This is a genomic window from Streptomyces sp. SID5785 (genome assembly GCF_009870065.1).
Taxonomy (GTDB): Bacteria; Actinomycetota; Actinomycetes; order Streptomycetales; family Streptomycetaceae; genus Streptomyces.
This window is the reverse complement of sequence record NZ_WWIA01001038.1, coordinates 1-10,940: the sequence shown is the minus strand read 5'-3', so window position 1 is coordinate 10,940 and position 10,940 is coordinate 1. Positions and strand designations below refer to the sequence as shown.

Sequence of the window (10,940 nt, the reverse complement as noted above, 5' to 3'; positions counted from 1 at the left end):
TCCGGCGACGGCGAGCGCGACTGCGTGTGCTCGGCGTCGGCCGACGCCGAGGACGAGGCGGGCGAGGAGGCGGCGGGGGACGCGGCGGCCCGGCGCGGCGGCTCCGGTAAACCGCCGGGGGCCGCGGAGGCCTGCGGGGCATGCCGCAGCGCCCCGCGGGGATCGGCGGGGCGGGCCGCTGGTCCGTGGCGGCCTTCGGGCGAGCCTGGGTAAGAGGCTGAGTGCTCCGTCACGCGTGTCGAATCCGTCCGTCCGGGGCTGCGCGCCGTACTACTCGCCGGTGCGCCGGCAGTCGATGAACAGCTGGTGCTCGGGTGGGGCGTCGGTGCTCGCGGGAGCGTACGCGTACGTCTCCTCCCCGGTGATCTCGAAGCCCGCGTCCCGCACGATCTGGTGCAGCTCGTCCCGCAGATACCCGGAAACCCGGATGGTATGACCGAGGAACGGGATCTCGGTGTCGTCCAGGTCCGCCTCGACCATGGACAGGGCGAGCCGTCCGCCGGGCCGCAGCAGCGAGCGCAGCAGCCGCAGCGCGCCGGGGATCTCGGCCCGCGGCAGCATGAGCAGGGTGAAGAAGCAGGTGACGCCGTCGAACGGGCCGAGCGCGTCCGGGCCTTCGGCGGTGAGCGTCGTCAGGTCGGCCTGCCGGAACTCGGCCTTCGGCACCTGCTTGCGGGCCAGGTCCAGCATGCCCTCGGACAGGTCGACCCCGACCACCGCGTGTCCCGCGTCCACCAGCTGGCGGGCGGTCGGCACCCCGGTGCCGCAGCCCACGTCCAGGACCCGGGCCCCGGGCTCGAGACGGGTCAGCAACCGCTCCACCGCGGCCAGTTGGCCGTCCTTGTGCGGGAACGCCTCGTCGTACCGGCCGCCGATCGCGTCGAACGCCGCGGCCTGGCCCGACCGGTCGGTCGCGCCCCCCGTGTACCCCTCGCCCGCTCCACTGCTCGCACCCACGGTCCCGCCGCCCCTCGATGACCTCGTCGACATCGTGTCAGACCTGCCGCGCACAGGAGGAGTTGCCGTCGAAGGTGCTCCCCGTACCGCTCCCCGTGCCGCGCCGCGCTCTTGCGGAGGACGATCCTACGTTTCCTCCCCGGGGGCGCATCAAGGGTCTCATGACGACACGTGCGCGGGCGTACGGTCCCAGTCCGCCGGAAGGGCGGGAACCGGCCACGCCGGATCGGGCCGCCAGGCGGGCCAGTCGTCCGGGAACGGACGCCCCCACGCCTCGATGACGCCGACCGCGCGGCGCCCCGCCTCCCGTACGGACGCGGCCTGTTCCGCGCTCATCAGGCCGACCGCGCGCGCCTGCGCGAACTCGTCCTCGTCGTGCCAGCGCCAGCTGCGGTCCGGGTACACCGACAGGTCCAGGTAGTGGTCCTCGGAGTCGACCCCGCCCGACCAGCGGGTGCGGGGCTGCTCCAGGTTCACGTACCAGTTGCGGAAGCGCCAGCCCTGCTCCCAGAACAGCCACACCGACCACGGTTCGTCCGGCCGGGCCAGCTTGAGCACGCCGGTGCCGAGCCACCGGTCGCGCTCCAGCCGGCGCGGCTTCGTGTAGCGGGTGGCGAGCGGCTCGCGGTGCAGCGGCGTGCCGTCCGCCAGGACCGGCTTCACGCACTCCGTGCCGGGCGCCAGCCACACCGCGAGGAGCTCGGCCGAGTCCTCCACGACGGTGACCGGGCGGCAGATGTGGAAGCCGTCCCCGCCGTTGGCGCGATAGCGCCACAGGATCCGCTCTCCGGGCGCCCAGCGCCCCGTGTCCGTCCGGCCGTCGTCGTTCATGGGCAGATATTAGGTGCCCGGGGCACAGGACGCTGCGGCAGGCGTCACGATCACGTCACCGCGTCGGACGCCCGTCGCCGCCCGGTCAGGGGCGGGTCATCCGCAGGACGTCCAACGCCTCGTCGAGCTGCTCGACGGTCAGGTCGCCGCGCTCCACGTACCCGCCCTCCAGCACGACCTCGCGGATCGTCCTGCGCTGCGCCAGCGACGTCTTGGCGACCTTCGCGGCCTCCTCGTAGCCGATGTACTTGTTCAGCGGCGTGACCACGGAGGGCGAGGACTCGGCGTACTCGCGGGCCCGCTCGCGGTGGGCGGTGATGCCGTCGACGGTGCGGTCGGCGAGCAGCCGCGTGACGTTGGCGAGGAGGCGGACCGACTCCAGCACGTTCTTGCCGATGACGGGGAGCATCACGTTCAGCTCGAAGTTGCCCGCGGCGCCCGCCGTGGCGACCGTCGCGTCGTTGCCGATCACCTGCGCGGCGACCATCAGCGTCGCCTCGGGAATGACCGGATTCACCTTCCCCGGCATGATCGACGAGCCCGGCTGGAGGTCCGGCAGGCTGATCTCGGCCAGTCCGGTGCGCGGGCCCGACGCGGCCCAGCGCAGATCGTTGGCGATCTTGGTGAGGCCGACCGCGATGGTGCGCAGCTGGCCACTGGTCTCCACGATGCCGTCGCGCGCGCCCTGCGCCTCGAAGTGGTCACGGGCCTCGGTGAGCGGCAGCCCGGTGGTGCGGGCGACCTCGGCGATGACGGCGGCCGAGAACCCGGGCGGCGTGTTGATCCCGGTGCCCACGGCCGTGCCGCCGAGCGGCAGTTCGGCGAGCCGCGGCAGCGAGGAGCGCAGCCGCTCGACGCCGTAGCGGACCTGCGCCGCGTAGCCGCCGAACTCCTGGCCGAGCGTCACCGGCGTCGCGTCCATCAGATGGGTACGGCCCGCCTTGACGACGTCGGCGAACTCGGCGGCCTTGCGCTCCAGGGCGGCGGCCAGATGGTCGAGCGCCGGGATCAGGTCGTGGGTGACGGCGGCGGTCGCGGCGATGTGGATCGAGGAGGGGAACACGTCGTTCGACGACTGCGACGCGTTGACGTGGTCGTTGGGGTGCACGTCGCGGCCCAGGCGCTCGGTGGCGAGGGTGGCCAGGACCTCGTTCGTGTTCATGTTGGACGACGTGCCGGACCCCGTCTGGAAGACGTCGACGGGGAACTGGTCGTCCCAGCGGCCCGAGGCGACCTCGGCGGCGGCGTCCGCGATGGCGCCGGCCACGTCCGCGTCGAGGACGCCGAGATCCGCGTTGACCTTCGCCGCCGCGGCCTTGATCCGGGCCAGCGCCTCGATGTGGGCGCGCTCCAGGCGCTGCCCGGAGACCGGGAAGTTCTCCACGGCGCGCTGCGTCTGCGCCCGCCACTTGGCGTCGGCGGGCACCCGGACCTCGCCCATGGAATCGTGCTCGATGCGGTAGTCGCTCATACTCCGTACAGCAGAGGACCGGCCGCCGGTGTTCCCGGCGCAACGCCGGAGGGGCCCGGAAATCGGGCCCGTCCGGCGGGTACGCGCACCGTGGTCAGCCGAGACCGGGGCCGCGCACCGGGATGTGCGTGAACGTCGGCTCGGGCGCCGGATTCTGGAAGAAGTCGTTGCCCTTGTCGTCGACGACGACGAACGCCGGGAAGTCCTCGACCTCGATCCTCCAGACCGCCTCCATGCCGAGCTCCTCGTACTCGACGACCTCGACCTTCTTGATGCAGTCCTGCGCGAGGCGCGCGGCCGGGCCGCCGATCGAGCCCAGGTAGAAGCCGCCGTGCGCGTCACACGCGTCGGTGACCTGCTGGGAGCGGTTGCCCTTGGCGAGCATCACCTTGGAGCCGCCCGCCGCCTGGAACTGCTCGACGTAGCTGTCCATGCGTCCGGCGGTCGTCGGGCCGAAGGAGCCGGACGCGTACCCCTCGGGGGTCTTCGCCGGGCCCGCGTAGTACACCGGGTGGTCCTTCAGGTACTGCGGCATCTCCTCGCCCGCGTCGAGCCGCTCCTTGATCTTCGCGTGCGCGATGTCGCGGGCGACGACCAGCGGGCCGGTCAGCGAGAGCCGGGTCTTGACCGGGTGCCGGGTGAGCTCGGCGAGGATCGCGTCCATCGGCTGGTTCAGGTCGATGCTCACGACGTCGCCGTCGTCCAGGTGCTCGTCGGTCGTCTCGGGCAGGAAACGCGCCGGGTCCGTCTCCAGCTGCTCCAGGAAGACGCCCTCGGCGGTGATCTTCGCGGTGGCCTGGCGGTCCGCCGAGCAGGACACGGCGATGGCGACCGGGCAGGACGCCCCGTGCCGCGGCAGGCGCACCACGCGCACGTCGTGGCAGAAGTACTTGCCGCCGAACTGCGCGCCGATGCCGATCTTCTGCGTGAGCTCGAAGACCTTCTCCTCCAGCTCCTTGTCGCGGAAGCCGTGTCCGAGGGCGGAGCCCTCGGCGGGGATCTCGTCCAGGTAGTGCGCGGAGGCGTACTTCGCGGTCTTCAGGGCGAACTCGGCGGAGGTGCCGCCGACGACGATCGCGAGGTGGTACGGCGGGCAGGCGGCCGTACCGAGCGAACGGATCTTCTCCTCCAGGAACGTCATCATGGAGGCCTCGTTCAGGACGGCCTTCGTCTCCTGGTAGAGGAACGACTTGTTGGCCGAGCCGCCGCCCTTGGCCATGAAGAGGAACTTGTAGGCGCCGCCGTCCGTCGCGTACAGCTCGATCTGCGCGGGGAGGTTGGAGCCGGTGTTCTTCTCGTCCCACATGGTCAGCGGGGCCATCTGCGAGTAGCGCAGGTTGAGGTTCTGGTAGGCGTCGAAGATGCCCTTGGAGAGGGCCTTCTCGTCCTCGCCCTCGGTCAGCACGTTCTGCCCGCGCTTGCCCATGACGATCGCCGTGCCGGTGTCCTGGCACATCGGGAGCACGCCCGCCGCCGCGATGTTCGCGTTCTTCAGCAGGTCGAGCGCCACGAACTTGTCGTTGCCCGACGCCTCGGGGTCGTCGACGATGCGGCGCAGCTGCGCGAGGTGGGCCGGGCGCAGGTAGTGCTGGATGTCGTGGATCGCCTCTTCGGCGAGCTTGCGCAGCGCCTCCGGCTCGACCTTCAGGAACGTACGGCCGTCCGGCCCCTCGGCGGTGGTGACACCCTCCGCGGTGACCAGGCGGTACGGGGTGGTGTCCTCGCCCTGGGGGAGCAGATCGGTGTACGCGAACTCAGGCATCTCGCCCATTCCTCACTCGACAGACAGCAGCTGGCATCCGTTGGCAGCGGCAACCAGCGTAGAACCTGGTGACGCGGCCCGGCCTGTGAGGTAAGGCTCAGTTCGCACCGCCCCGCTGTCGCCTTGTGCCTCGCACCCTCTAGTCGCGATCTATCGCGTTTGGGTACGCTGCTGTCGTGGACCTTCAAAAGCGCCCCCAGCAGAGCACGCCCGCGGCCGAGCCCGCCGACCTGCGCGCGTCCGACGCCGACCGCGACCGGATCGCCGACATCCTGCGCGAGGCGCTCGCCGAGGGCCGCCTCGACGCGGACGAGCACGCGGAGCGGATCGACGGGGTCTACCGGGCCAAGACCGTGGGCGATCTCGAGCCGCTCGTGCGGGACCTGCCGGGCGCCCACACGGCCCGCCCGGACGCGGCCCGGGCCGCGGGCCCGGTGCAGCCCGACCCGCTGCCGCCGGTCCCGGAGGAGAACCTGGTGGCGGTGTTCAGCGCCACCACCCGCAAGGGCCGCTGGCGCGTGGGCCGCCGCACGCACGCGTACGCGGTCTTCGGGAACATCGAGATCGACCTGAGCGAGGCGATCTTCGAGCACCGGCAGGTCTACATCAAGGCCGTCTCGGTCTTCGGCAACGTGGAGATCCGCGTCCCGGAGAACGTGACGCTCCACGGCAGCGGCGGCGGCGTCCTCGGCAACTTCGAGGTCGACACGCTGGAGGCGGTGGACTCCGACGCGCCCGTCGTCCACATCGACGGCGTCGCCGTCCTCGGCAACATCGAGGCGAAGCCGAAGCGCGGCAAGCTCGTCGCGGATCTCCACAAGTACGTGGGCCGCTCCGTCTCCCGGCACCTGCGCAAACACCTCGACTGACCCGCGCGTCCCGGCCGGCCCGGCCCGAACTCCCGTGTGCGCTGGGGAACTTCCGTGCTTCGGAACTCAGTGCATAGGCGCCGACACAGCGGGTAGAGCTTGCTGCATCGCCTCACGCTCGCGCAAGCCGTCGTAAGCCGTCGTCAGGAGTAGACCGTGCTGCATCCGCCGCGCCAGTCCCTGCAGGTCGCCGCCGTTCCCAGCCAGCGCGTGCCCGTCAGGGACCGGGACCAGGACGAGCCCTGGCACACGGAGGCCGTGTGCAGGCGCGACGAGGCGGGCCTGTTCTTCGCGCCGTCCAAGGAGCCCACCGCGGCCCGGCTGTCCCGCGAGGACGCCGCCAAGCGGGTCTGCGCCCGCTGCCCGGTGATGGTCGAGTGCCGCGAGCACGCGCTGCTCCAGCCCGAGCCCTACGGGGTGTGGGGCGGGCTCACCGCGGCCGAGCGCCGGGTCGTGCTCGCCCGGCGCCGCCGCCGCGAGATGGAGCTCAAGCAGACGGCCAGGACCGTGGCGGCGGCCGGCTGACGACCCCGGCCCCCCACATCCACGCACACGCACTGCACACGCACACGCACCGACAGGGCGCCCCGCATCGCGGGGCGCCCTGTCGGCTGCCGTGTCCGCCCGGGGTCCGCCGGGCGGCCTTGCTACTTCGCGTTCTCGAAGTCGATCGCGCTGTACGCCCGCAGCTTGCGCAGCCGGTGCGTGGAGTCGATCTGCCGGATCGTGCCCGACTTCGAGCGCATCACCAGGGACGAGGTGGTGGCGGTCTGCGAGCGGTAGCGCACCCCGCGCAGCAGCTCGCCGTCGGTGATGCCGGTCGCGACGAAGAACACGTTCTCCCCGGAGACCAGGTCGTTCGTCGACAGGACGCGGTCCAGGTCGTGCCCGGCGTCCAGCGCCTTCTGCCGCTCCGCGTCGTCCTTGGGCCACAGCTTGCCCTGGATCACGCCGCCCAGGCACTTGATGGCGCAGGCCGAGATGATGCCCTCGGGGGTGCCGCCGATGCCGAGCAGCAGGTCGACGCCGCTGTCCTCGCGCACGGCGAGGATCGACCCGGCCACGTCGCCGTCCGAGATCAGCTTGATCCGGGCGCCGGTCTCCCGGATCTCCTTGATGATGCCCTCGTGGCGCGGCCGGTCCAGGATGACCACGGTGACGTCCTGCGGCGTGACGCCCTTCGCCTTGGCGACCCGGCGGATGTTCACCGACACCGGCGCGTTGATGTCCACGTAGTCGGCGGCCTCGGGGCCGGTCACCAGCTTGTCCATGTAGAACACGGCCGACGGGTCGAACATGGTCCCGCGGTCGGCGGCGGCCAGCACGGCGATCGCGTTGGGCATGCCCTTCGCGCACAGGCTCGTGCCGTCGATCGGGTCGACGGCGATGTCGCACTCGGCGCCCGTCCCGTCCCCGATCCGCTCGCCGTTGAACAGCATCGGCGCTTCGTCCTTCTCGCCCTCGCCGATGACGACCACGCCGTTCATGGACACGGTCGAGACGAGGGCGCGCATGGCCCGCACGGCCGCGCCGTCCGCCCCGTTCTTGTCACCGCGGCCGACCCAGCGGCCGGCGGCCATGGCGGCCGCCTCGGTGACCCGGACGAGCTCCAGGGCGAGGTTGCGGTCCGGGGCCTCGGAGGGGACCTCGAGTTCGGACGGGAGCTGGTGATGCTCGGTCATCGAGACGCACCTTTCTGTTCCGGCTTTTTGGGCGTTTCACCGGGATACGACGACGGCCGGATGAGGGTTGACGGCCCCGACTCTATCGCCAGTCCGACAATCTGAGCAGACCGCCCCACGGATGAGCGGCTCGCCGCGTGCCGGAACGCACCGTTCCGGACCTCCTGACGGAGATCGTCCGGCGACCTGCGACGATGGGGCGCGTGGCAGGAAGAAATGGCAAGAAGACGGTCGGCAGCCTGGTTCTCTCGCTCGGCGTCTGCGTCGTGGCGGCCGGAACCGCCTACGTGTTCATCCCGCACGACGACACGAAGCAGTCGTCGGTCAAGCGGGTGGACTACAGCGTCGAGCTCCTGACGGCGCGCCGCGCGGCCTCGTACCCGGTCGCCGCCCCCACCGGTCTCGCCAAGGACTGGAAGCCCACGTCGGTGCGGTACGACGGTGCGGCGAACGAGTCCTGGCACCTCGGTTTCCTCGACCCCGACGGCCAGTACGTCGCGGTCAAGCAGTCGACGGCGAAGCCCGCCGAGTTCATCGACAGCGCGAGCGAGGGCGCCGAGGAGACGAAGGCCACCGAGCGCATCGGCGACCGGACCTGGCAGCGCTACAAGGGTGCGAAGTACGACGCCCTGGTCCTGCGGGCCGACGGCTCCACGACGGTCGTCACCGGGACGGCGGGCTTCGGCGGCCTGACGAAGATGGCCCGGTCCCTGGAGATGAAGCAGGACCGGACCGCCTGAGCGCACCGCCCCGGCCGACCGGACGCACGTAGAGCGGACTGTACGCACGTAGAGCGGACCGTACGCACGTGAAGGCGCCCCCGGAGCATCCTCCGGGGGCGCCTCTGTGTGCGTACGGGGCCGGCTCAGACCGTGGTGATGACCTGGTCGAACGCGAGGCGCGGGGAGCGCGGGAACCAGGCGTCCTCGCCCGGCTTGCCGATGTTGACCACCATCAGCGGGGCGTGGTCGTCGTCCAGGAACTCCTTCTGGACGCCCGCGAAGTCGAGGCCGGTCATCGGGCCCGCGGCCAGACCGGCGGCGCGCACGCCGATGATGAAGTAGGCGGCCTGCAGCGCGGCGTTCAGCGCGGCGGCGTTCTCGCGGACCGGGCGCTCCGAGAAGAACATGTCCTTGATCTGCGGGGCGTGCGGGAGCAGCTGCGGCAGCTCCTCGTGGAACTCGTTGTCCGCGGAGAGGATCGCGACCAGCGGGGCGGCGGCGGTCTTGGGCTGGTTACCCTCGGCCATGTGCCGCACCAGGCGCTCGCGGGCCTCGGGGGAGCGGACCAGGGTGACGCGCAGCGGCGACTGGTTGAAGGCGGTCGGGCCGAACTTGACCAGGTCGTAGATGGCCTGCACCTGCTCGTCGGTCACCGGCTCGTCGGTGAACGTGTTCGCGGTGCGGGCCTCGCGGAAGAGCAGGTCCTGGGCGGCGGGGTCAAGAACGAGAGACATCGATCAACCTTCGGTGCGAGCGGTCCGGCCAAGTGATCCGATCCGTCCGGATCGGCCGATGGGCACGACAGTACGCCCCATGAGGTTCAACTTTCAACAAAATCGGGTGTGGTCCTGTTCACAGGGCTCACCGCGGAATCGTTGCAGGTGGAGGGGGTGGGCTGCGGCCGGAGCGGGGCCCGAGCCGGAGTCGGAGCCGGAGCCCGGTCGTCAGTCCTCGGGTGCGTCCTCGTCCGCCGCCCCGGCCTCCGGTCCGCTCTCGTCGGCCAGGGCCGCGTCCAGCCGGGCCCGCGCGCCGTCGAGCCAGCGCCGGCACACCTTCGCCAGCTCCTCGCCGCGCTCCCACAGCGCGAGCGACTCCTCCAGCGAGGTGCCGCCCGCCTCCAGGCGCCGCACCACCTCGATGAGCTCGTCCCGCGCCTGCTCGTAGCCGAGCGCCTCGTCGGCCGCCTTCGTCGTCATGCTGATGTCCGTCCTCACGCCTCGTGCTCGTTCTCGTGCTCGTTCTCGATGACTTCCGTGCCGGTGCCGGTGTCCGTGCCCGTGGCTACGCCTGCGGGGGCTGTGCCCGTGTCCGTGTCCGTGACCTGCACGGTGAACTCGCCCTCCGCGACCCGGGCGCGCAGCTCCTCGCCGGGGGCCGTGTCCCCGGGAGCCCGCACCACGTGACCGTCCGGTCGCTGCAACACCGCGTACCCGCGCTTCAGGGTCGCCGCGGGGGAGAGCGCCACCACACGCGCGTGCGTGTGCGTCAGCTCCGACTCCGCCCGGTCGAGGAGATGGCCGAGCGTGCGGCGAGCGCGCTCGGTCAGCGCCGCGACCTGCTCCTCCCGGGTGTCGATCATGCGGTGCGGATCCTCTATCGACGGGCGGGCGAGCGCGGCCGCGAGCCCCCGCTCCTCCCGGTCCAGATACGCCTCCACCGAGCGCCGGGCCCGGTCCCGCAGCCACCGCACCCGCTCGTACTCCTCGCCCACGTCCGGGACGACCTTCTTCGCGGCGTCCGTCGGCGTGGACGCGCGCAGGTCCGCCACCAGGTCGAGCAGCGGGGTGTCCGGCTCGTGGCCGATCGCCGACACCACCGGCGTGCGGCACGCGGACACCGCCCGGATCAGCTGCTCGTCCGAGAACGGCAGCAGGTCCTCCACGCTGCCGCCGCCACGCGCCACGACGATCACGTCCACCGCGTCGAGCGCGTCCAGCTCCTTGACCGCCTGCACGACCTGGGGCACCGCGTGCACGCCCTGCACCGGCACGTTCCGCACCTCGAAGCGGACCGCGGGCCAGCGGTGCCGCGCGTTCTCCAGCACGTCACGCTCGGCCGCGGAGGCGCGGCCGCAGACCAGGCCGATCAGCTGCGGCAGGAACGGCAGCGGCCTCTTGCGGTCCGCCGCGAACAGGCCCTCCGCGGTCAGCGACCGCTTCAGCTGCTCCAGCCGGGCCAGCAGCTCGCCGACGCCCACGGGGCGGATCTCCGCGGCCCGCAGCGACAGCTGCCCGCGCGGGGCGTACCACTCCGGCTTCGCGTGCACGACGACGCGCGAGCCCTCCCGGACCACGTCCGCGACCGCGTCGAACACCTGGCGGAAGCACGTCACCGACACCGAGATGTCGTGCGACGGGTCGCGCAGCGTCAGGAACACGACGCCCGCGCCCGGGCGGCGGGACAGCTGGGTGATCTGCCCCTCGACCCAGATCGCGCCGAGCCGGTCGATCCATCCGCCGATCAGCCGGGAGACCTGCCCCACCGGCAGGGGGGTCTCGGGGGTCGTGTTGGCAGCCATGCGCCGAGCGTAATCGCCTCCGCTGACAACGGGGGTATGTGTGGGCCCGGGCCCCTTCACCGCCGTGGCTCCGCCCGTTTCGTCGCCGCCGCTGTCGGCCGGTGGGGCTTCTCGCGCAGTTCCCCGCG

General features: G+C 71.9%; 11 protein-coding genes. 3 read left to right on the top strand and 8 right to left on the bottom strand.

Annotation, left to right across the window (positions count from 1 at the left end):
* Positions 1-270: 270 nt before the first annotated feature.
* From GTW43_RS33690 to GTW43_RS33675, 4 genes are all read right to left on the bottom strand, one after another.
* Positions 271-990, bottom strand: coding sequence for a class I SAM-dependent methyltransferase (locus GTW43_RS33690; RefSeq protein ID WP_161299642.1), 720 nt, complete (start codon positions 988-990; stop codon positions 271-273).
* A 126-nt stretch (positions 991-1,116) separates the two neighbouring features.
* Positions 1,117-1,788 (bottom strand): DUF402 domain-containing protein, encoded by a 672-nt coding sequence (locus tag GTW43_RS33685; RefSeq protein ID WP_161299641.1) that lies wholly within the window; start codon positions 1,786-1,788, stop codon positions 1,117-1,119.
* An 85-nt stretch (positions 1,789-1,873) separates the two neighbouring features.
* The gene (locus tag GTW43_RS33680; RefSeq protein ID WP_161299640.1) at positions 1,874-3,259 is read right to left on the bottom strand and encodes a class II fumarate hydratase; all 1,386 of its coding nucleotides are present in this window, start codon (positions 3,257-3,259) and stop codon (positions 1,874-1,876) included.
* A 94-nt stretch (positions 3,260-3,353) separates the two neighbouring features.
* On the bottom strand, positions 3,354-5,021 hold the full coding sequence (locus GTW43_RS33675; RefSeq protein WP_161299639.1) for a fumarate hydratase: 1,668 nt from the start codon (positions 5,019-5,021) through the stop codon (positions 3,354-3,356).
* 176 nt (positions 5,022-5,197) lie between these two features.
* Between GTW43_RS33675 and GTW43_RS33670 the strand changes: the two genes are divergently transcribed.
* Positions 5,198-5,890 carry a DUF1707 and DUF2154 domain-containing protein gene (locus tag GTW43_RS33670; RefSeq protein WP_161299638.1) on the top strand — a complete coding sequence of 231 codons (693 nt, stop codon included), beginning with the start codon at positions 5,198-5,200 and terminating at the stop codon, positions 5,888-5,890.
* Between the two features lie 156 nt (positions 5,891-6,046).
* Positions 6,047-6,415: a WhiB family transcriptional regulator gene (locus GTW43_RS33665; protein WP_161299637.1), complete on the top strand. Its 369-nt coding sequence runs from the start codon at positions 6,047-6,049 to the stop codon at positions 6,413-6,415.
* Between the two features lie 122 nt (positions 6,416-6,537).
* Here GTW43_RS33665 and glpX read toward each other — a convergent pair whose 3' ends face one another.
* A complete protein-coding gene (glpX, locus tag GTW43_RS33660) occupies positions 6,538-7,572 on the bottom strand; it encodes a class II fructose-bisphosphatase (protein ID WP_161299636.1) in 1,035 nt (344 codons plus the stop codon).
* 203 nt (positions 7,573-7,775) lie between these two features.
* On the opposite strand from glpX, the gene GTW43_RS33655 reads away from it, so the two are divergent.
* Entirely contained in the window at positions 7,776-8,312 is a 537-nt protein-coding gene (locus GTW43_RS33655; protein WP_161305771.1) for a DUF4245 domain-containing protein, read from the top strand.
* Between the two features lie 125 nt (positions 8,313-8,437).
* Here GTW43_RS33655 and GTW43_RS33650 read toward each other — a convergent pair whose 3' ends face one another.
* The 3 genes from GTW43_RS33650 to xseA all read right to left on the bottom strand — a co-directional run bounded on the left by GTW43_RS33650 (position 8,438) and on the right by xseA (position 10,812).
* The gene (locus GTW43_RS33650; RefSeq protein ID WP_161305770.1) at positions 8,438-9,028 is read right to left on the bottom strand and encodes a malonic semialdehyde reductase; all 591 of its coding nucleotides are present in this window, start codon (positions 9,026-9,028) and stop codon (positions 8,438-8,440) included.
* 210 nt (positions 9,029-9,238) lie between these two features.
* On the bottom strand, positions 9,239-9,490 hold the full coding sequence (locus GTW43_RS33645; RefSeq protein WP_161305769.1) for an exodeoxyribonuclease VII small subunit: 252 nt from the start codon (positions 9,488-9,490) through the stop codon (positions 9,239-9,241).
* 14 nt (positions 9,491-9,504) lie between these two features.
* The gene (gene xseA, locus GTW43_RS33640) at positions 9,505-10,812 is read right to left on the bottom strand and encodes an exodeoxyribonuclease VII large subunit (RefSeq protein WP_237536953.1); all 1,308 of its coding nucleotides are present in this window, start codon (positions 10,810-10,812) and stop codon (positions 9,505-9,507) included.
* Between the last annotated feature and the right edge of the window lie 128 nt (positions 10,813-10,940).